Below are 21,321 nucleotides of genomic sequence, written 5' to 3'. Positions count from 1 at the left end.
GGGGGTAGGGCGGAGCGGGGCCGGTCCGGTGGGACCGGCCCCGCTTGGGGGGTTGAGGCGCTTGGTCAGCGCTTGGGGTCGACCACCGTCAGGGTGAATTCGGCGTACGACGATGCGTGGGTCTTGTCGCCGCCGTAGACCGCCCGCACCTTGTGGGTGCCGGGGTTGGGCAGCATGTGGACGGTGCAGGAGACCTTGCCGTTCTTGACCTGGGCCTCGCAGAGCACCTCCTCACCGATCATGAACTGCACCGGGCCGGTCGCCTTCTTCGGCGTGACGTCCGCGGTCAGTTTCAGCGTCGACTTCCAGTTGGCCTTGACGTCCTTGGCCTTGACCGAGGTCGGCGTGAGCTTCACGATCGGGGCCGCGGTGACGGTGACCACCCGGTTGGCGACCGCTTGGTTGCCGTTGGTGTCGGAAACCAGGTAGGTCAGCGGGTAGCTGCCCGGGGTGGCGGTGTCGACGGTGCCGATCACCTGGATCCGGTCGGTGAGGTCGCCGTCGGTGTTGTCCACCGCGGTGACGCCGGCCAGCGGGTCGAAGACAGCATCCTGCTTGACCGAGGTCGTGGCGGGGACGGTCAGCACCGGCGCGGTGACGTCCGTGCCGGCGGCGGTGGCGATGAAGATGCCGCCGAACTGGTCGATCGAGCCCACCTCCTCACCGTCGCCGGTGCGGCTGGTGGTGGTCCAGGCGTAGAGCTCGCCCTCGGTCAGGCCGCTCCACGTCACCGTGGCCGGCCAGCCCGACCGGGCCGTGGCCTGACCGATCACCGTGTCGGTCGGCGTGACCAGGACCAGACTTCCGGTGCTGAAGCTGGTCTTGCGCGTCGACAGGTCGATCGGCAGCACCATGTTGTCCTCCGCGCCGTTGTAGCGCTTGCGGTCGTCGTACTCGGTGGCACCGAAGTTGCCGAGCATCGGCGAGTAGGTGTCGACGCTCATCTGGGCCTTGTCGACGTCGATCTGCAGCAGCCGCAGGAAGCTGGCGCCGAACTGCAGCAGGTCGTCCTTGCGGTGGTCGACGGTGCCGTCGCCGTCGAGGTCAAGGTTGCCGGTGGCGTCGACCTTCTCCGGCCAGAGCTCACCGGCGGTCATCTTGTAGAACTGGTAGTCCGCGAGCAGCTCGACCACGTTGTGCTCGATCGTCACGCCGACGCCGGTCTTGAGGTTGGTGCCGACGCCGTGCTCGTGACCGGCGAGGACCAGGAACACGTTCGGGTTGGCCGCGACGATGGTCGAGAAGGCCCGCGACCCGTCGGTGGAGAAGTTGGCCCCCCGGCCGTCCGGCGCCCCCGACGGGGCGATGTACGCGTGGGTCAGCAGGATACCGTTGCGGTCCTGGTAGCGCTGGAAGATCGAGCTGGCCCAGTCAGCCTCGGCCTGGGTGATGCCGTAGGAGAGGCCCACCGCGACGAAGTCCAGACCGCCCGCGGTGAAGAGGACGTAGTTGTTCTGGTTGTCCTTGCCCCGGGTGACCACGGCGCCGGAGTCGTCGGTGGTCTCGTCCCAGGCGTGGTACGACGCCTTGTACTTCGCCGGCCAGAGCTTGGAGCCCTCGTAGTAGCGCTCCGGGCCGTAGTACTGGTTGAACCGCGAGGTCGGGCCGGTCTCGGCGCCGAGCAAGTTGTCGTGGTTGCCCGCGACGACCTGGTTGACCACTCCGGCCTTGTCCAGAATGCGCTGCGCCTCGGAGGTGAACTGGAACTCCCTGGTCGCCTGCTCGTCCAGCCCGGGGCGGAGCAGGTTGCCGTCGGCGTCGGTGGCGAGCGGATCGTAGTAGTAGTTCTCGATGATGTCGCCGGTGTGCGCGGTGTAGGCGATCTTCCGCTTGGCTGCGTTGTCGGCCAGCCACCGGGTGGTGTCCCGGTAGGCCTTGGCCCAGAGCGCCCGCTCCTCCATGGTCATCTTGTCGCTGGGCTCGTCGATGCCGTTGAAGTTGTCGTACGTGCCACCGGTCGCGCCCTCGGCGAGGTACTGCGTGTCGGTGAAGTGGGCCAGCGCGAAGTCGTAGTCCGACGGGTCCTCGAAGTGGTCCCGGTTGGCCGGGGCGCCGGCCGTGGCGTCCCGGGGCGCCAGGTCGTCGGCGAACGGGTCCTGGCCGGTGACCAGGACGCGGACCACGCCGCCTTCGACCAGTTCCGGCTCGACGAGGGCCTGCAGCGCGGTCTCACCCTCGGCCTGGCCACGGGCGCTGGCCAGGTGCGTCCACGCCCCGGCGGTGCTGTTCCAGGCGTGCAGCGCAACCTCGCGGGCGGGGTCGACCACACCGCTCCACAGGATCTGGCGGCGCTCGGCCGATGCCGGCACCTGGACGTCGTACCGCTGGAAGGGGATCTCGCGGGTGGAGGCGCTGCCGATGGCCTTGCCGCCGCGGCGCGGCGCGGTGCCGATCTGGCTGCCCTCGCTGTAGGAGAAGTCCAGCGTCGACGGCATCACCGGGACGACGCCCTGGACGCCGCCGGTCGGGATGCTCGGGGTGGCCTGCTTGAAGGTGGTGGTGACCTCGCCGCCGTCGGGGTTGTGGGCGATCGCGGAGAGGCTCACCCGGCCGCTGCCCTGACCGACGTCGGTGCCGCCGCTGGCCGGGATGGCGTCGGAGGTGAAGGTCACGGTCTTGCTGACCGGCTTGCCGAAGACGTCGGTCGCCGAGATGTGCAGGGTGTGGTTGCCCGACTTGAGGCCGGGGCCGATCTCCTGGCCGACCTGGATCGGCTGGCCGTCGAGCAGGTACCGCCAACCGGTGGCGTTGCCCTGGTTGCTGACGGTGACCTTGAAGGTGGCCGGGCGGCGCAGGTGTGCGCCCTCGGCCGGGACGGTTGCGGTGACGGCGACAGCCGCGTCGCGGACGTCGCCGAAGGCGGCGATGTTGAGCGCCTTGATCTCGTCGAGGGTCAGCACCTTGGAGTAGATGCGGGCGTTGAGCACCGAGGCCGGGGCCCAGAACTGGTTGACCGCGTCGGCGCCGAGGTAGAAGGAGTTGCGGGCGGCGCCGGAGGGCAGCGTGAGCGCGCCGGCGGCCGGGGTCTGCGCCGCGAGGACGCCGTCGACGTAGAGCCGGGCCGCCTGCCCGTCCCAGGTGCCGACGGCGTGGTACCAGCGGCCGGAGACGATCGTGGTCTGGGCGTTGCGGTAGCTGCCCCCGACGTGCGCGGCGAAGGTCAGCTTGTCGCCGTAGATCACCATCGAGTAGCCGCCGCCCTCCTTTGAGGAGCAGACGGAGTGCTCACCGCTGTTGGGCAGGGTGCCGTTGGACTTCAGGGCGCACTCGATGGAGACCCTGGTGTTGATTTTGCTCCACTGGTCGCCGAAGGCGTAGGAGTAGGCGTCGTCGGAGCCGTCGAAGGAGGCCACCGACGCCTTCACGGCGGTGTCGTGCGCGATCACCGGGTTGCCGTGGATGGTGACGGGAAGGTTTTGCGCGTCGTCCTTCGGGGTGCCGTCGTCGAAGTCGACGTCGAGCACGTCGGCCACCGGCACGGGCGGCTGGGTGTCGTAGGCCGACGCCAGTTCGGCCACCTGGGCGCCGGTCAGTCCCGTGCTCCAGACCTTGCTCGCGGCGTACGAGGAGGGTGGGGCGAGCTGACCGATGCCGGAGGGCGCGGCGTCGGCGCCGATCACGAAGCGGCGGGAGGAGACGACCGGCGGGGTGAGCGTACCGGTGGCCGCGGTCGAGCCGGCCAGTTGGCCGTTGAGGTAGAGAATCAGCCGCTGGCCGTCCCAGGCCGAAACGGCGTGGTACCACCGGTTGCCGCTGACCGGGGTCAGCACCGACTTGTAGCCGCCGCCGATGTGGGCCATCGTGCCGAGGTTGCCGCCGTTGACGTAGACCGAGAAGCCGCCGGCCTCCTTGTCGGAGCAGAGGTCCTTCTCGCCGCTGACCGGCATTGTGGTGTCGATGCGGAAGACACACTCGATGGTGAAGCCGGCGGAGAACCGGTTCCACTGGTCGGCGAAGTCGAAGGAGACCGCGTCGTCGACGCCGTCCACTTTGAGGATGTCGTGGCCGAACTCGGCGTCGGTGGTGTAGCTCGGTGCGCCCCAGGTGGTGGGGGTGAGGCCCTGGGCCCGGTCGGTGGCGGTGCCGCCGGTGAAGGCGACGTCGAGCACGTCAGCCGCCGGGACCGGGACAGCCGCGGCCGCCTGGCTGGTGTCGGTCAGGTAGGCCTGGGCGGGCAGCATCAGCGCGCCGCCGGCCACCACGAGCCCGAGGGCGGCCGCGCTTGCGCGGCGCCACCTCTGGGCGTACGGATGGAGTCGTGTGGTCACGACATCTCCTTTTCTAAGGGGTCACCTGTTGGGGTAGGTGGGGGTCAGATGCCGGGTAGGCCGGCTACGGCGGCGGCGGAAATGCCGACGCCGACGAGAGTGATCCCGCAGGCGGCCAGCACCGGGGCAACCCGGGTGGCCGACCGCATGAAGGCGCGGGAGCCGGCGGCGCGCGCCACGAGCGAGCGGCCGGTGAGGGCCATCAGGCCGACGGTGAACAGCACCGCGGCGAGCCCGAGACCGAAGCAGGCCACGAGGACGAGCGCGAACCCGGACCGCCCGGCGAAGATGCCGGTCACCAGCAGGAGGAAGGCCGCCGGCGAGGGTGTCAGCCCGCCCGACATGCCGAGGAGGACCAGACCGGGCCGGGTCGTGGTCGGGTGGTCGTGGTCGTGGTGGTGCGTGTGGTCGTGGCCGTGGCCGTGCGTGTGGCCGCGCCGCCGCAAGTGCCGCAACAGCAGCCAGAGCCCGACGGCGACGACGGTCAGGCCGGCCGCCAGTTGCAGCCCGGTGGTCAGTCGTTCGAGGCTGACCAGGTCGGAGAGGGAGAAAAAGGTCCAGGCGATCGCGATGGCCAGCACCGAGACGGTGTGCATCACGGCCACCGAGAAACCCAGCCAGGCGGCGTCGCGGACCCGACCCCGGGAGCCGATGAGGTACGCCGCCGCGAGACTCTTGCCGTGGCCGGGCGCGAGTCCGTGCGCGGCCCCGGCCACGAAGGCGATCACCAGTGCCACCGGCACGAACCCCGGCGACTGCACCGCTTCCAACAGCCAATCGCCGAAATCAGCGACTCCGAAGAGGTCGGGAAGGGCCGTGGACGCGACGCGGGAACCGGTGCCGGCGCCCGTGCCGGCGCCCGTGCCGGTGCCGGTGCCGGTGCCGGTGCCGACCGTCCACTCGGCCGACTCGTGGGTGCCGTCGTAGACCACCTTCTGCCCGTCGGGGCCGCGGGCGAGCGTCCGGTAGGCCGGGTGCAGGTCGGTGAGCATGCGGGACGTCACGATCACTCTGCTCACCGGTTCGGGGCAGGTGAACAGCACGTCGGCGCCGCCCGAGGCCAGGTCGCCGGCCACCCCGGCCTCGCCCGCGCAGGGCCGCCCGTCCTGGGTCACGGTGATGCGCTCGGTCAGGTAGTCGGCGAACTCCGGCGCCCCGGCCAACGCCGCACCGTCGGCGGGCTCGTAGACCACCGCGCCGTCGAGCAGCACCCGGTCCTGCGAAAGTACGCCGAGGGCGACGCCAAGCAGGGTCAGGTCATCGGTCCCGCCGACGAGCCAGCGGACCCGTACCTCGTGATCGCCCTCCCCCGCGACCTTGATCTGCTGCGGGGGACCGAACGGGTGCGCCGAGGCCGCGCCCGGAACCAGCACCCCCATCAACACCAGAGCGAGTACGCCCCACGAGCGACGCCGGGCGCGGCGTAGGGCACGACACAGGGCAGACACCACAGACGCTCACTCCACTCGGAAGTCGAGAGCAACCGCGACGACTGTCCCGACCCCAGGTGACCAGCAAGATCACAGAGACCGAGCGAACTCTTACGGCGAGGTTGCCGGACCACGAAGACTCCCTGCCCGGCCGCCGGTGGACGGTCAGTCAACCTTTTCCGCCGGCCGCGGGTCTCTTTCTCGTCGGTGACGCCCAGCCAGGACTGGAGAGTGCAGGTGACGGATGACGGCTTCCGCGAGTTCGTCGAGATCCGGTACGCGGATCTGATACGGACCGCGTACCTGCTGACCGGGTCGCGGCACGCGGCCGAAGATCTGGTGCAGAGCGCGCTGATGCGGGTGATGCGCCATTGGCGGCAGGTGAACGACCCGGTGGCGTACGTCCGCCGAATCATGGCCAACGAGCGGGTCAGCCTGTGGCACCGGTTCGGTTCCCGGGAGTTCCTGGCCGGGGTGACCGGAGCCTGGCGGCTGCACGCCGAGCGGGGCCGGAGTTCGGACGTGGCGAACGACGTCGTGGTACGCGACGAGGTGCTCACCGCGTTGCAGAGCCTGCCGCCCCGGATGCGAGCGGTGCTGGTGCTGCGTTACTGGGAGGACCTCTCCGAGGCGCAGATCGCCGAAACGCTCGGTTGCTCGATCGGCACGGTGAAGAGTCAGGCGTCCCGTGGGCTCGCCCGGCTCCGCGCGGTGCTGCCGGCCAGGTCGGCCGATTCATCCACATCGGATGAGCGGCCGGCGTCGCCCCACATTCAGGCGCCGCTGGACGTGGCGCCGGTCATGACGAGATGGAGAGGTGTGAACGATGGCCGATGAGATCAGGCAGGAATTCGCCCGGCTCGCCGAGCCGGTGGTGCCGGGCCCCGAGCCGTACCAGCGATTGCTGGCCCGCGTCCGTCGACGCCGGCAGCGGCGGATGGCAGTGACGGGCGTGGCCGGTCTGGCGGCGGTGGCGATGGCGCTGCCGATGGCCGGTGCGGCTGGCCGGCTCGGGATCACCGGCGTGGCATCGTCGCCGCCGCCCGCCGCCGGGGAGTACCAGCCGGCGAGCCCGATCGACGAGCCGATGGTGCGGCAGCTGCTGGACTCGCCGACCCGGGGCAACCTGGCCGGCGACGAGGCGCTGATCGCGGACATCGAGCGGCAGTACCGGGCGGCCCGCGCCGAACTGCTGGTCGACCCGACGCTCGACGAGGTGCGGGTGCTGCTGGCACACGACGCGCCGGGCGCCCGGATCGTGATGGTGGCTTTCCTGGACGACTCCCACGCGCTACTGCGTCACGCAAGCGGGCAGGCGGGGGCGTCCGTGTCGGAACTGCTGCGCAAAACCGGCACCCCGGACGAGCCGGCCCCCCTGGAGCCGTACGTCTTCCTCGGTCGACAGTCGCCGGTGGACGGCCGCCACGTCGCCGACCTCGCGGTCGGGCTCGCACCGGCCGGGTGTCTCGTCGAGACCTCCGCCGACGGCCGGATCCAGCCGGACGGATCGGTCGTCCGTAGCTGGCAGGTGGTGGGCACCGACGGTTTCGTGGTCCGGGGGGAGGACCGCCTGGCCGAACGGTGGCGGTTCACCTGCCAGGGTGTGGTGCGGTACGCCGGTCCGGCCGGTGGTGGGCTGGGTGTGGTGCGGTACGCCGGTCCGGCCGGTGGTGGGCTGGGTGCGGTCAGCCCGACGGGGGCCGCACCGCCGGTTTCCACCGCCGGTGCGCGCGGCTCGGTGGACGCCGCGCTCGCCGCCACCGCCGTGCGCGACCTGCAAGGGCTGCTCGACCTCCACGGGCTCGCCGCGCCGGCCCCGCAGGTGATCTGGGGCGGGCGGTTGCCCGACTGGGTTCCCGGCGGGCCAGCGGCCGTGCTGGTGAAATCCTGCTCGACCGACGGTGGCTGCGCCACGGTGCTCAAGACCGAAGCCCCGGCGCCGCAACCGGAGCCTGGGCCACCGGCCGACTACCAGACCGCCACGGGAAGCCCTGATCTGGTCGTCGTCCAGACACCGGGAGAGACCGGCGGCGTGCTGGTCGTCGGTCCGGAATCAGCGGCCCGCGTCGAGCTGCTCGACGGCAAGGAGCGGACGATCGCCACCGGCCAGCTCGACGCCGGGGTGGGCGCGCTGCGCGTCGACCCTCGTCAGGTGGTCAAGGTGAAGGTCTTCGACACCGACGGCCGGCTGCTGCGAACCGAGGCCACGCCGAGTCTCCGCGCCGGCTCCGGCCAGCTCGGTGAGCCGACCGTGTGGGCCTGGTGACGAGGGCGTGTTGACCGCGTGCCCGGTCCGACCTGGTGTCGGCCGGGCACGCGGCTCGCCGGTGATCTGCCGCTCAAGACTTGTCTCGGGTCGGGGGCGCCGGTGGCCCAGGGAGCGGGCCGAACGGAACAGCACTACGGGGCAGTGTCGGCGCTGCTGTTTCTCCTGGTCGGTGGTTCGGTGGCCGAGTACGCGGCGGGTGGTGCTCGTTTCGCTGGGGCGAGGAGGAGTCGGCACCAAGCGTCGGCGAGCCAGTCGCGGAATTTGTTCGCTGGCCATCGGCGCTGTTCAACCAGCATGATCCAGTATTCGGTGCTGTTCATGCTCCAGATGATGTCAGCGACGGTGTCGTCATCGAGCTCATCGCGGAGTTCCCCGGTGCGGCGGAGATCGGCAGCGAATTCCCGCATGTTACGGGCGCGTCGTTCAGAAATCTCATTCCAAAGTGATCGGCTCCCTTCGTCTGATCGCGAGGCTTCTTCCAGCGCCCGGTATATGGGTGCCAACCGTTGTTGGATCTCAGTGATCGCCGTCGCATATATGTTGATCTTCTCTTCAGCCGTCGCAGCTTCTCGGATGCGCTGGACGTACTGGCGTTGCTCGGCGGGGACATCCTCGGGCAAGCCGGATAACGCTGCTTCGAGCACGGCCCGGACGACTTCGGGTTTCCGGCCGACCGAACGATATATCGTGTCGACGTTGACACCCGCCTTGTCGGCGATCTTTCGGACAGTCGTGTTGTTGAAACCTTCGGTGATCAGGAGTTGTCTCGCGGCGTTGATGATTGTTGCCCGAGTGTGGGAGGCGTGCTCCGCGCGGATCGGGGAATGGTAGGCGCGAGTGCGGGGCGGCTTAGGCATCGGGTGACAGAGACTCGCTGGCAAGCTGTGCGGCGAGAAAAGCAGCATCGCGCCCGGCTCCTGCGATGAGCGTGGACGTGAGCCCAAACTGGAAAGGCAATCCCATAAATGCTAGGCCTGGGATCGAACCTGATATCCCTCGATCGTGCACGGGGAGCCCGTGCGCGTCCAGCGACAGATCATCTATCCAGTCCAACCCTGGTCGGTAGCCTGTCGCCCACAGCACGGCATCGACTTCCACAATTTTCCCGTCGGCGAGCTGGGGTAGGCCGTTCACCGTGCCGGTGAATCGGGGGCCGCGGTGTACGTTGTGTCGGTCGAGGTCGCGCACGCTAATGCCGATCAATGGTGAGCCGGAACTGACCACTTTAGGGGCGGCCTTCCGCCCGATAGGTGTAGCTCGGGTGAGCACACGATGGATGAATGAAAACCACACAGGGCCGGCAGCCGCGAGAAGCGGCGCCGGGATGCTGGGCGTGGGTCGTCCAGCGACCGTGACCTCACGGCCCGCTTTGGCAAGTTCGACCCCCAATTGAACCCCGGACGCACCGCAGCCGACGATGAGCACTCGTTTGCCGGGAAGATCCTCGGGTCGTCGGTACTTGTTGGTGTGCAGTTGCGCGATCTGGTCATCGAGCGTGCTGGCCTCCGATGGGATGGCGGGAGCGGTGTGCCCCCCGGTTGCCACCACGACCTTTCTGGCGCCCCGAACTCGCTCGCCGGCGCTGGTCTTGGTTGTGACCGTGAAGCCGGCATCGGGGCTGGTTGAGATACGCACCGCCGTCTCGCCGCAGTTCAGCGGCACGGCGAAGTGGTCCGCATAGTCGTCAAGATAGTTGGCAAACTCTCCTGCCGTAGGACAGTAGCGCTGTGGACCCGGAAGTCTCATACCGGGCAGGCCGTTGAATCTGACGGGTGTGAAAAGCCGTAGTGAATCCCATCGTTGCCGCCACACGTCTCCGGGAGCTGCGTGCGCTTCAAGCACGCGGTGCTCGACTCCTCGCGTGGCGAGTTCCCGGCTAAGGGCGAGACCTGATTGACCGGCACCGATTACCAAGACATCAGTATCTGTTTTCATAGTCAACTCCTCGGGTTCGCAGGCATTGGCCTCTCGAATTTCCAGTACCGAACCAGAAAACCCGGAACATCGAACCGCTCCGTAGAGGTGTCGCCGTCCATTTCAGTCCCGACAGGTCCAGGTCATGGCACCGCTGACGCTGCCACCATCCAGGCTGTCAAGGCGCGGGAAGTTCCATACGCCGCTGCCATCGGCTTCGATCACGAGTGTCGTGCTCGGGTCGTCGTAGGGGAGAGAGAAAATGGAACCATCGATATTGAGGCCAACTTCATCAGGGCTGGTTTGGAGGTTGTCCTTCTCGGTGTAGGTGCCGGCGCCCGGGTACTCCCATACGCCGACGGTTACAAGGATTTCCTTGCCTCCGATGGGTTCAGCTCCGATCAACGCCGGAAAGGCGAAAAGCCGGACGCCGTCGATCTCCTGTCCTTTGGAGAATTCGCTACAGGACATAGCGGTCAAGCCGAGGTTGCGCCCGACCGGACCGTAGACAGTGCTGCCCGAGACCTCCGCGTCACCTGTCACATTGAGGTCAACGGTGAGCATTGCGCCTGGACGCCGATCCGTATCCTCGGCGGCGCCGGCACCTGCGGCATCGCCGACCGGCGGGACAGATGTCTTACCGGCGCCACCCCCGCAGCCAGCCACGAGCAGCACGCCTAGCAGCCCCATGCACGCCAACCACCTCTGGCGGCAACCACTGACACGATCCAGCACTGCGCTCATGAAGACCCCCTCGATACAGTTCATACGAAGCATGTTCGTATGAACTGTAGTCCACTCGGAGCAATCTATCCAGGAGCGAGCGCCGGAACGCCATGGGCAAGCGGAGCCGGCGTTGAGCGGCTCCCCGAGCCGTCGCGGTTTCCGCAAGCTGTGTCCCTGACCGACCAGACCGACACGCCCGACCGGCTAGACCAGCGCTGGTTCGACAACCACCCCTCTAGCCGCCGGATGCGGCTTTCGGCGCCCCGTCTGGGTATCTGGATGGGTCTCAACCTGCTCCGAAACCGCCCAAAACTGAAACATTCGGCAGTGCTCAAGACGAACCGCATCGGTGGATCGAGGCTTAGGTCGCGGGGGTGCTCTAATCCGCCGCGACGTGCCGGCCGCGGAGAATCAGGGCCCGGGCAACGCCAACCATCCACAGGAGAGTGAACGCGATCACCGTCGGGTTCTTCGCGCTCACCAGGATCGAGCTGACCAGATTCTGCCACTGGTCGGGCACCCAGAGACCGATGGCGGCGTTGGGCAGGACGTCCAGAACGACGAAGGCAGCGGCCAGGAGAAGAAACTGGAACCAGAAGTCGGGTGGCCGGGCATCGATTCCCGCGGCCAGCCGCCGCCAGCGCTCCCGGACCGGTAGGTCGGCCAGGCCGGGCTCACGGAACGCCAGCCGCACAATGAGGTACGCCAGGAGCAGCCGCGTGAGCGCCGTGACGACCTCGCCCCCGACGTTCACGGCGGCGGGCAGGTCATCGCCGTAGCGGACCACGGCGAACCGCTGAACGGTCGGGATCATCGACAGTCCGAACACGAGCCAGAAGTGTCGAACGTAGAAACTTGCCGCCCATCGGGCCGCCGCCCCACCGAGTGCCAGTCCCGTCCGCATACGCTCAGCCTCCCCCGACAAAATTACTGGACGCCAGTGCGGTCACCGGCATCGTCGACCGGCTGGAGCGGGCCGGGTCCGTACGCCGTGAACCGGACCCCACATGCCCGGCGGCGAGCGCTGGTCGCCGCCGAACCGGCGCGGGTCCCCAACCTGACCGGCGTCTTCGACGAGCTGACCCGGGAGATGAGCGCGGTCATGGCCCGGTACGACGAACGGGAGACCGCCGGCCAGCGAGGAGTGAGCCGTCACCCCCGCAGGCACCCCGCGGGCACACCCCCGCGCCGCCGATCTTGCACTTTTCGTCGGTACAAACCTGCATATCCCACTCATACCGTCGACCAAAAGTGCAAGATCGGCGTGTGAGGCAGCTCGACGTCAACCGGTCAGTGATCGTTCCACGACGCTGAACCGGATGCGTTCCTGCTCCAACCGCAGGGCGGGTGCGTACCGGTCGGCGACCAGATCGCGGTACACCTGCGATTCTGCGGGCGTCAGGTGGGCGAGCTCCGCGGCGACCGGAGTGGCCTCCCGGCCCCAGTGCTCCCGGTGCCGCAGCAGCGTCTCGGCGTCCATGAGCATCGACGTCGTGTGGGGGAACACCTGGCGGAGCCGGTCGAGGATGGCGAACCCGTGGGTGTCGATGTCGCCCCAGTAGCTCAGCTTTCGCTCGTGCAGCCAGGTCAGCGGCGCCAGCGCGCGGACCGCGTAGCCGCCGCCGAAGACCGCGACCGTGTCCGGCATCGACGGAAGGGCGAGATAGGTGGTCTCGTTCTCGACGACGAGCACCCGCGCCACGTCGAGCGGGCTGTCGGCCAGTTCGTCGACGCGGACGGTCACCTCGCTGAACGGACCGAACGCCGCCGGCACCGGACGGGCGAGCGCCCGCAGCCGCACGTACGCCGGCTTGGTGCGGAACAGGTACCGCTCGGCGAACCGGGCCGGCGGCTGCGCCGGATCGACCCGCTCGGGTGTCAGCTGCCGGTCCAGCAGTTGGGCCAGGATGCTGCGGTGCTGCTCGATGAACTTGGTGTCGACGCCGGGGACATCGATCTGCCGCACGTACCGGTCGATGGTGGGGTGCTGGTCGATCCAGCGCACGACCTCGACCAGGCGGATCCAGCTCTGCTCGTTGTCCAGCACCTTCATCGGTTCGGCCAACATCCACTCGACCAGGGCAGGGGCGGTCGACCGCGTGGCGTCGACGAGCCGCAGGAACGTCTCCACCTGCCGCTTCACCCGCAGCAGCGTCCACACCCGGTCCGGTCCGTCGATGACGGCCCGGTGCGGCACCTCGTTGCTGCCGACGAGTCGCCCGCCGACGCGTTTCCATTCCAGGCGCACCAGGGCCGGGTCGATGGCCTGCCACGCGGCGAGCCAGTCCTGGGCGGCGCCGAAATTTTCGGCCAGCTCGATCGCGGTCGGCGCGCGCAGCGGCACGACGATCGGTGCCCACCGCTGCCGCGCGTACGCGGTGAGCAGCTCGCCGGAGTTCCACCGTCGCCGCAGCTTCGTCATGAGGTCTGCCGGGGTGGACCAGCGCGATGCCGGCACGGTCATTTCCCGACGGTGACCAGGTGGGCGAGCTGGTGCGTCTCGCGCTGCTGGTGGTACTCCTCGATGCTGAGGCTGCGCAGCCGCGAGTTGCTGCCGGTGGGGTTGTCGACGAAACCGACGGCGGAGACGTACGGCTCGATCACGTGGATCTTCTGCAGCGGGGTGACGATGAGCAGTTGCAGCCCGAGCTGCTGGAACAGCTTGAGAGCGAACCGGGTCGACTCGTCGGAGCCACGACCGAACGCCTCGTCGATGACGACGAAGCGGAAGGTCTGGCCGCGGTCGGTGCTCAAATCGAGCTTGAACTGGTACGCCAGCGACGCGGCGAGGATGGTGTAGGCGAGCTTCTCCTTCTGCCCACCCGACTTGCCGCCGGAGTCGCTGTAGGTTTCGTGCTCGCTGTGGTCCTCCCGCCACCGCTCGGAGGCGGAGAAGACGAACCAGTTGCGCACGTCGGTGACCCGCCGCGCCCACGCCTTGTCGATGTCGGTGAACCCCGGCCGGCCACGGAACCGTTCAATGAGCTGCTTGACCTGGAGGAACTTCTGCTCGGAGTACTGCTCACCGTCGTCTCGGGCGAGCGAGTTCTCGGTGCAGGCACGCAGGTCGTTGATGAAGTCGCGGATCTCCACGTTGGGTGTGCGGTTGCCCTCCAGCCGGATGTACCGGCCGTCGTTGTAGTCGATGCCCACGAGCGACCGGTTGATCGTGTCGATCCGTTCCCGGATGAGGTCGGCCTGCTTGTGCAACTGCGAGTGGAATCCGGCGATGTCCCGGATGGTGTTGGTGTTCAGGTACGTCTTGAACTCGGTCTCGAAGCGCGGCAGGTCGTCGCGGACCAGCCGCTCGTGCATCGTCCGGTACTCCGGCGCGGACTGGATCGAGCTGTCCAGCTCGGCGGCCTCCACCGGGTACGTGTTGCGGAAGTCCTCCATGGCACGCACCGCTCGGTTGCTGGCCAGGGCCTGCCGGCGGGCGGCCTCGTCGCGCTCCTTGGTGAACCGCCCTTCGGCGGTGCTCCGCAGCCGGTCGTACTCCTCCGGGCTGGACAGCGCGGTCTCGCCGGCCAGCTCGGCGATCGCCGCGAACCAGCGTTCCGCGGCCTGCGCCGCCGGCTCCCGCAGCAGCTCCTCGGCGTCGCGCTGGCCGTGCGTGGCCTGTTCCAGGTGTACGCCCGTCTGCGCGATGCGGTGCTGCAACTTGTCGCGCTCGGCGCTGCCGCCCTGGATCGCCTCGAGCACGCTGTTCAGCTGGTCGGTGATCCGCTCCAGCTCCCGGGACGAGCCTTCGAGCTGCTGCTTCTCGTGACGCAGTCGCTGCACCAGTGTTGCGGAGGACTGCCAGTCGATGTCGGTGAAGTCGGTGAACTCGACGAGCTTTCCCAGCACGCCGAGCCGGCGGTTGAGGGTGTCGAGCCGATCGACGACTCCGTCGCGGTTCTTCGTCGCCTGCGCCTTGTCGACGGTGAGTGCACGCGCTTTGGCCAGCAGCGCGTCGATCTTCTGCTCGATGCTCCAGCCCAGCACGTACGTGCTGCGGTCGTCGATGCCGCTGCGGTCGTCCTTCTCGTGCCGGCCGCCGGTGTCCTTGACCTGGCCGGCCCTGGTGATCGCCCGCTCGGCACGGCGGAACTCCTCGATCGTCTGCACGCACTCGTAGCCGGCGCGGCGGCGCAGTTGGCGTTCCAGCCAGGGCCGCAGCGGCGATTCCCGCAATTCCAGTTTGGCGAAGAGCTGCCGGCCGGCGTCGGCCGGCAGCGGCTCCGCCTGGCGGGGCAGGCTCGCCGGCACCCGGTAGTAGACGAGCCGGCCGCCGAGATGGTGGCGGTCGACCCAGCCGGCCACCGTCGGGTAGTGCTCGTCCGGCACCAGGATCGACAGCGCGAAGCCACGCAGCAGTCGCTCCGCCGCCCCCTCCCAGTCGGTGGCGTCGGCGCGGACCTGGATCAGCTCGCCCGCGAACGGCAGCGCCGCCTCGGGCAGCTCCAGCTCGGCGCAGATGCGTGCCCGCAGGTCCAGGTTGCGCCGGGGGATGTTGCTGCGCCGCTCCTGCAGGCTGCGCAGCTCGGCGTTGACCTCGCTCTCCTGCTGCTGCAACTCCTTGACCCGCACTGCGGCGTCGGTCAGGTCGTTCTGCAGGGCAGCGCGGTGCTCCTCGGCGCCAGCCAGCTCGTCGGTGAGTTCCCGTTGCCGGGCGGTGAACTGCTCGACCGCCTCCACCGGCGCGAGGCCGGCTTCGGCCAGCAGGCCGTTGAACCGCTCGAACCGTTGGCGCTGCTTGTCGCGGGTACGCCCGGCGTCGACGATCTGGCGTTCCAGGTCGGCGATCCGGTCACCGCCGTGCCCGGCGCGTTCAAGCTCCAGGCGCTGCCGTTCGGTGTCCAGGTCGGCCAGCCTGACCCTGGTGTCGGCGAGCCGCCCTTGCAGGTCCGCGAGCTCGTCGGTGTGCGCGGCGACCCGGGCGGCGTACAGCTCGGCTTTGCCCCGCGCACAGAAGTACGGCAACGCCTCCCGCTTCGCGTCCAGCTCGCCGATCACCTGGCCGTACCGGTCGTAGGCGTCGCAGGCGTCGAGCAGCGGCTTGAGCGCGGCCAACTGTTGGCAGGCCTTGACCACCGCCTCGTGCGCCTTGGTCAGATCCTCGAAGTGCTCCACGAGGCGGCGGATCCAGCCGCCGGTGTCGAACGGCTCCAGCATGTGGTGGCGGACGAAGTCGTTGAGGTCACCGACCGCCTTCATCGAGACGGTCTGGTGGAACAGCTCCATCGCCTGGTCGGAGGCGATGCCGAGGCGGCGACGGAAGTCCCTGCCGTACTCCGGGAAATGGTCGTACACCTTGGCGCCGGACTGGCGCAGCCGCCGCTTCAGCTGGCCGATCTCCGCGCCGAAATCGGCGAAATCACCGGCGATGGTGAAGTCCTGGCCGGCGGTCACGTAGAAACGCTCCGGCTGGCCCGGGTTGCCGTCGTGCAACCAGAACACCTGCGCCAGGCTGACCGCCGCCCCGCTGGTGGGCTCGGCGAAGACACCGAGCAGCACCGAGTAGCACGAGCCGCGGCGCAGGCCCACCGGTTCCGAGGCGCCGGTCTTCTCGTTGCGCTCCGACTTGTAGTGGCCCAGGACGTAGGAGCGCAGCGAGCGCTCCCGGGTGTCGGCGCCGGCCGCCTTGTTGTACGAGATCCGGTTGGCCGGCAGCAGCAGCGTGGTGACGGCGTCGACGACGGTGGACTTGCCGGAACCGATGTCGCCGGTGAGCAGGGCGTTGGCGCCGTCGAGGCGCAGCGTCCAGACCCGGCCGTCGAACGTGCCCCAGTTGTGCAGCTCCAGGCGTCGCAGGCGGAACCCGGCTAGGGTCGCGCTCTCGCTGGTCAGCGTTTCGCTCACCGGGCCACCCCCAGCTCGGCGGCGTACTCCGCCAGCCGGGCGTCGAAGTCCGCCAGCCACTGCGCGTCGACGAAGGCTTTGATGATGCGCCGCACCTCGTACGTCGCCTCGGCGTCATCGATGCGGCGCAGGAACCCCAGCTCCACGATCTTGCCGAGGTAGCTGTCGATCTGGTCGATCAGCCGGGCCTCGCTGGTCGACGCGGGCAGGAAGACCGCGCACAGGTCCACGATCTGCTGCCGGGTCAGCACCAGCCGGGTGTCGGCGTTGCTGGCGTCGAACTCGGCGAGTTTCTTGCGCAGCAACGCCAACAGCAGGCTGACGTGGAACGACAGCGCCCGGCGGGGAATGAGTCGGGGGATCGCCGGCTGCCCGGATACCTCCTCGTCGCCGGGCTGGGAACGCAGGAACGCGTACCCCTCGGCTTCGTCGATGACGACGGTGAGGCCGAGGACGGCGATGTAGTCGCGGACCTGCGCCTGCAACTGCGTCAGGTGATGCCACGGCACCGGATGCGTGTCGCGGTAGACGACACCCTTCATCAGGTGGGCGGCGGCCACCGACAGGCTCGGCTCCTCGCTTCTGGTCGCAGTCATCACACTCCATCCAGTACGGGCACCCGGCGGACGAAGGAGACGGCGGGCAGGTCAGCGCTCCGCTCCCGGCCGTCGGGGTCGCGCCAGCGCACCCGGTCCCGCCGGTTCTCGTCGAAGACGACGTCGAACCCCGGGTCGCGCAGCGACAGGTACGTCACCAGCTCCGCCAGGCCCTGCTCCAGCGGACGGTCGGTCAGCACCTCCGGCAGGGACACCTGCGAGCTACGGCCCAGTGCGGTGCGTACGGCGTCGGTCAGCCGGGCCGGGTCGACATGCACCTGCTCGAAGAGCCGGGAAACGTCGATGTCCGTCTCCCCGGTCCTGACCGTGGTGTCCAACGGCTGTTTTCCTCGCGGCCGGTACAGCGGACGTTCCATCGGCAGCACGATCTGCGGTGCGGGCGCGTCGAGCGCGAAGACCAAGCCGTCGGTGGGCTGGTCGCGCAGCGCCAGCGCGTGCGCCTCGATGCCGCGCAACAGGTCCATCACCCGCCGATTCTCCAGCCACACCTGGTCGTCGAGGAACCGGCGTAGCTGCTCCGACAGCAGCCGTACGGTCGCCTGGGTGCGCTCCGCAGCGTCGAGCCAGTCGTAGTGGATGCGCCGCATGCGCGGATCGGCCGCCCCGATGACGTCCAGCGACTGCACCCGGGCGAGCAGATCGGTGAACTCCTGCTGGCGTTGCGGAGACAGCAGGAAATCGTAGAAGGCGTGAAAGCTGCGCCCCTGATCGGAGTCGGCGATAGCGTGCCGGTTGCCGACCACCTCGTCGAGCAACTCCCCCTTCGAGCCGCTCCAGGTGGCGATCTTCTCGCGGAGCGCCCGGTCCAGCGCCCGGAAGTTCGCCTCGACCTCACGGAAATCGGCGAGCAGCCCGCGCGCCGTCGACACGAACTGTTGGTAGCGATCCCGCTGCGCAGCGCCGTCGAGCATCTCCACCTGCCCGCCGCGTACCTTGGCGATCTCGTCGTCGATCGCGTCGCGGCGCGCCTGTAGCTCCGCCAGCCGGGCATCCGGATCGGTTTCCGCGCCGTAGACCATCTGGCGCAGCAGCTCGAGGACGATGTTGAGGCGGGACTCGGTGCCGACAAACGACCGGTCCTGCAACGACTGCACCCACGACAGCGCCCGCTCCACCGCCGGGGTCGCGTCGAAATGCACCTCGTCCGAGTCGGGCGGATAATACTTCCGCAGCCAGCCGACCTCCGGCTGCGCCCAGTCGTCGAGGTACGCCTTGGCAGCGCGCGGAAAGGTGCCGGCGCCGAGCCGCTCGTTGAGCGCGTACAGCTCGTCCGCCAGGCGCGCGGTCAGCTCGACGCCGGAGATGGAGCGTACGTTCTCCTCGACGAAGACCCGCCCGAGAAAACTGAGCACGAGAGCGGCATGGTCGGCACGCAACAGCCGCCACGCCGCATTGTTGCGGCGCAGCCACTCGACCTCGTCGAACTCGATCGTCACCGCCCGATGCCAACCCCTGACCGGTCACCTCAACCGCCGCCCATGCTAAAGCCCGGCAGTGACACCCTTGTACGGCTGGGTGGCGTGCCTTGTCGCACCCCACCACCCCGCGGCGATCTTGCACTTTCTGTCGGGACGAACCGCTACAGCCCGGCCATTTCGCCGACCAAAAGTGCAAGATCGGCGTGTTGAGAGCAGCGCCAGGGGATGGTGGGAGGCGGAGGTGGTGGGGTATGCCGGCGGCGGGGAGTCGATGGCGGGCGGTGCCGAGCATCGCGGGCGGGACGAACGTGGTAGGGGTTGCAAGCCGCCGTCACCGTGAGCCCCGCAACCAGCGGGTCACGTACCCTCCCAGGGCGATCGCACCGGCGGCGACGGCCGCACCGACGGCAAAATGAGCGAGCCGTCTCGCTGCCTTCCGCGCGTCTGTGTACTGATCGGAAGGCGTGATCGGAACTGACTCGTCGGTCGCTCGACCGTGCGGCGAGCCGCCTTCCGGTGGGCCTGCGGCGAGCGCGGCGAGATACCTCTGGTCGATGACGGCGGTGAAACGGCGGGCTCGACGGGAGGTTTCAGCCTTCATCCCCGGCCCGCGCGCCTCGGCCCAGAAGCGGCGGCCCGCCTCGCCCTTGAAGAACTGGTCGGCGAGGACTTGCAAGTGCGCTTCGCTCAGGACGTCGACCTCCCACATCAGCTGCCAGTGGGAGACGATCAGATTGGTGTAGACGTGCTTGCGGAACCACTCCACGTCAGACGACTGCTCGATCGGGCCCCAGCACTCAAGCAGACCAGGGTCGTCGATGGCCATCTTCAGCAGGTCGGCATGCAGAGCCCGGAGCGTCTGCTCACGAGCCGCCTTCGCTTCTCGGGCCTGAATGATCAGTGAGATGACCACGCCGGTAAGCGCCAGACCGGCGAGGATCGCCGAAGCCGCTCCGTACGCCTCCCCGACGCTGCCCAACAGGGGCCAGTCGTAACCGGGACGCTCGCCGATCCAGAGCAGGCCCAGTGGGGACAGCAACACCGCTACGAGGATCGCCACGATCACCAGTAGCCACGCGGCGGGCATCGCCGATCTCCGCACCAGGCCGGCAGCCGTCCGCAGTCGGGGCATCACGCCCTCCACGCTCGCAGGTGGAGGCAGGCTACTACAGGTGCATCTTGGGCGGCCTGAGCCCGTCGACCTCACGGCTGAAGAAGGAATCGAATGGCTCCGCCTCGGCAAGTAGCGAAGCAGCCCGTTCCCGGCAGCCGTCCACGACCGCCCGGTCGACGAACTTGTCCGCTCCGAGCGGGGTCCCGGTCTCGTCGTAGCGGACCTCATAGACCGCCCGGCTGCCGACGACCATCAGCTCGGGGATGGTCCCGTGCTCGTGCTCATGCTTGGCGATCACATCCGTGGTTGTGGTGAGCACCCGGATCAGTTCCCCCGCCGCAGCGCGGAAGCGGAGGAAATTCAGCTCCCAGATCAGGTAGGCGGTGAGGGGAAGCGCCACGACGCGTATCCGATGCAGCCCAGAGCTCAGCGTGGCGAGACGGTCGAAGAAGCGCTTCAGCTCAGGGTTGGGCTCGGCGGCGATACGCAGCGCCTCCTCCCACCGGCCCGCAGCGAACGCCTCCCAACTCGGGCTGCCCGGCTCACGGAAGGTCTGCATCCGCTCCGTCTTGAGAATCGGTCCATCCACCGACTCGACCGTGGCATAGAAGTCAGCCTCGTACTCGGGCAAGCTCAGTCGCTGGCCGGAGGTCGCGCGTAGCAGATCACGCATCCGGGATGTCCGGCTTCGCCGCGATGATCATGCTGCGTGGAAGGACGACCAGCCGCTCATCGTCGCCGACGGTGACGCCGGGAGGCAACTGACCCGCGTAATGCGCCGTCAGATCCCGGCCGATGACCGCCACATCCCCGTTGGACAGTTCCCAGATGTCGGGGCAGGTGGTCGTACCTCCGCTTTCGCCGAGCTCAGCCGCCGACCGCCCGAGGCGCCGCGCGAACGTCGCGGCGCAATCGGCCTCCCACCGACTCACCATCGCTACCTCCCACAGTGATGGAGCGAACACTCAGAATAATTGGCAGTGGCTCGTGGCCCGGCGAGAGAGCGTTCGATTTATCGCGAACAGAAGCCGATCTCAGCACATGATCGCGGCGCGGAACCATCAGTGCAGCGTCGGCAGATGGATCCAACCGGCTTCGCTGGCGCAGGGACGGCTCAGGGTGTCGGTGGGAGCGGTTCGAGGACGAGGACTGGGATCTGACGGTCGGTCTTGCGCTGGTAGTCGGCGTAGTCCGGATACGCCTCGACCGCCCGACGCCACCAGACGGCCTTCTCGTCGCCGAACACCTCGCGGGCCTGGTACTCCCCGGTCACCGTCCCGTCCTGAAGCTCGATGATCGGCTCGGCCACCAGGCTGGCGTACCACTGCGGGTTTTTCGGCGCGCCGCCCATCGACGCGACAGCCGCGTAGCGCCCCTCGTGCTCGACGCGCATCACCGGCGTCTTGCGTACCTTGCGGGTTTTGGCGCCCCGGTAGGTCATCAGCACGACGGGCCGGCCAGCGATCGTGACGCCGTCGGTCGTGCCGGTACGCATGATCTGCTCGACCTGCTCGCGGACCCATGGCGTGGCGCTCGGTTCATAATCACCGGTCAATCCCATGCCCCCCAACGTACGCGACCTCTGTGGATGCCGCGGCACGCAGGGTGATCGGGGGTCGACGACAATCCCCGCGCCGACGGCGACCCCGGCGCCCCCGCGTCGATCATGCAGTACCTGTCGGGACAAGTCCCCACATCCCGACCATCTGGGCGACCGAAGG

The 21,321-nt window shown here is 68.7% G+C and carries 16 protein-coding genes; 2 read left to right on the top strand and 14 right to left on the bottom strand.

Annotated features, from left to right (window positions below):
* Positions 1-65 precede the first annotated feature (65 nt).
* Both Vqi01_RS27675 and Vqi01_RS27670 read right to left on the bottom strand, forming a co-directional pair.
* On the bottom strand, positions 66-4,268 hold the full coding sequence (locus Vqi01_RS27675) for a LamG-like jellyroll fold domain-containing protein (protein ID WP_204038080.1): 4,203 nt from the start codon (positions 4,266-4,268) through the stop codon (positions 66-68).
* A gap of 44 nt (positions 4,269-4,312) precedes the next feature.
* Positions 4,313-5,716, bottom strand: a complete 1,404-nt coding sequence (locus tag Vqi01_RS27670) for a hypothetical protein (protein WP_239098717.1) — start codon at positions 5,714-5,716, stop codon at positions 4,313-4,315.
* A gap of 219 nt (positions 5,717-5,935) precedes the next feature.
* On the opposite strand from Vqi01_RS27670, the gene Vqi01_RS27665 reads away from it, so the two are divergent.
* The gene (locus Vqi01_RS27665; RefSeq protein WP_204038079.1) at positions 5,936-6,535 is read left to right on the top strand and encodes a SigE family RNA polymerase sigma factor; all 600 of its coding nucleotides are present in this window, start codon (positions 5,936-5,938) and stop codon (positions 6,533-6,535) included.
* A complete protein-coding gene (locus Vqi01_RS27660; protein ID WP_204038078.1) occupies positions 6,525-7,964 on the top strand; it encodes a hypothetical protein in 1,440 nt (479 codons plus the stop codon). The genes Vqi01_RS27665 and Vqi01_RS27660 overlap by 11 nt, the downstream gene beginning before the upstream one ends.
* A gap of 134 nt (positions 7,965-8,098) precedes the next feature.
* On the opposite strand, the gene Vqi01_RS27655 is transcribed toward Vqi01_RS27660, so the two are convergent.
* The 12 genes from Vqi01_RS27655 to Vqi01_RS27600 all read right to left on the bottom strand — a co-directional run bounded on the left by Vqi01_RS27655 (position 8,099) and on the right by Vqi01_RS27600 (position 21,161).
* The gene (locus Vqi01_RS27655; protein WP_204038077.1) at positions 8,099-8,824 is read right to left on the bottom strand and encodes a TetR/AcrR family transcriptional regulator; all 726 of its coding nucleotides are present in this window, start codon (positions 8,822-8,824) and stop codon (positions 8,099-8,101) included.
* Positions 8,817-9,902 (bottom strand): flavin-containing monooxygenase, encoded by a 1,086-nt coding sequence (locus tag Vqi01_RS27650; RefSeq protein ID WP_204038076.1) that lies wholly within the window; start codon positions 9,900-9,902, stop codon positions 8,817-8,819. The genes Vqi01_RS27655 and Vqi01_RS27650 overlap by 8 nt, the downstream gene beginning before the upstream one ends.
* 102 nt (positions 9,903-10,004) lie before the next feature.
* Positions 10,005-10,649 (bottom strand): hypothetical protein, encoded by a 645-nt coding sequence (locus Vqi01_RS27645; RefSeq protein WP_204038075.1) that lies wholly within the window; start codon positions 10,647-10,649, stop codon positions 10,005-10,007.
* Between the two features lie 337 nt (positions 10,650-10,986).
* On the bottom strand, positions 10,987-11,511 hold the full coding sequence (locus tag Vqi01_RS27640) for a hypothetical protein (protein ID WP_204038074.1): 525 nt from the start codon (positions 11,509-11,511) through the stop codon (positions 10,987-10,989).
* 378 nt (positions 11,512-11,889) lie between these two features.
* Entirely contained in the window at positions 11,890-13,071 is a 1,182-nt protein-coding gene (locus Vqi01_RS27635; protein ID WP_204038073.1) for a Wadjet anti-phage system protein JetD domain-containing protein, read from the bottom strand.
* Positions 13,068-16,451: an ATP-binding protein gene (locus Vqi01_RS27630; RefSeq protein WP_204038072.1), complete on the bottom strand. Its 3,384-nt coding sequence runs from the start codon at positions 16,449-16,451 to the stop codon at positions 13,068-13,070. Before Vqi01_RS27630 ends, Vqi01_RS27635 begins: the two co-directional genes overlap by 4 nt.
* Complete coding sequence (locus Vqi01_RS27625; RefSeq protein WP_204038071.1) at positions 16,448-17,047, bottom strand: DUF4194 domain-containing protein; 600 nt, start codon at positions 17,045-17,047, stop codon at positions 16,448-16,450. Before Vqi01_RS27625 ends, Vqi01_RS27630 begins: the two co-directional genes overlap by 4 nt.
* On the bottom strand, positions 17,047-18,504 hold the full coding sequence (locus tag Vqi01_RS27620) for a DUF3375 domain-containing protein (RefSeq protein WP_204038070.1): 1,458 nt from the start codon (positions 18,502-18,504) through the stop codon (positions 17,047-17,049). The genes Vqi01_RS27625 and Vqi01_RS27620 overlap by 1 nt, the downstream gene beginning before the upstream one ends.
* A 313-nt stretch (positions 18,505-18,817) precedes the next feature.
* Positions 18,818-19,552, bottom strand: coding sequence for a DUF6082 family protein (locus Vqi01_RS27615; protein ID WP_204038069.1), 735 nt, complete (start codon positions 19,550-19,552; stop codon positions 18,818-18,820).
* Between the two features lie 100 nt (positions 19,553-19,652).
* A complete protein-coding gene (locus tag Vqi01_RS27610; RefSeq protein WP_204038068.1) occupies positions 19,653-20,273 on the bottom strand; it encodes a DUF6879 family protein in 621 nt (206 codons plus the stop codon).
* The gene (locus Vqi01_RS27605) at positions 20,266-20,535 is read right to left on the bottom strand and encodes a hypothetical protein (protein ID WP_204038067.1); all 270 of its coding nucleotides are present in this window, start codon (positions 20,533-20,535) and stop codon (positions 20,266-20,268) included. The genes Vqi01_RS27610 and Vqi01_RS27605 overlap by 8 nt, the downstream gene beginning before the upstream one ends.
* 179 nt (positions 20,536-20,714) lie before the next feature.
* Positions 20,715-21,161 (bottom strand): nitroreductase family deazaflavin-dependent oxidoreductase, encoded by a 447-nt coding sequence (locus tag Vqi01_RS27600; protein WP_204038066.1) that lies wholly within the window; start codon positions 21,159-21,161, stop codon positions 20,715-20,717.
* Between the last annotated feature and the right edge of the window lie 160 nt (positions 21,162-21,321).

Source organism: Micromonospora qiuiae (assembly GCF_016863555.1).
Classification (GTDB): Bacteria; Actinomycetota; Actinomycetes; order Mycobacteriales; family Micromonosporaceae; genus Micromonospora; species Micromonospora qiuiae.
This window is presented reverse-complemented; position numbering and strand designations above follow the sequence as displayed.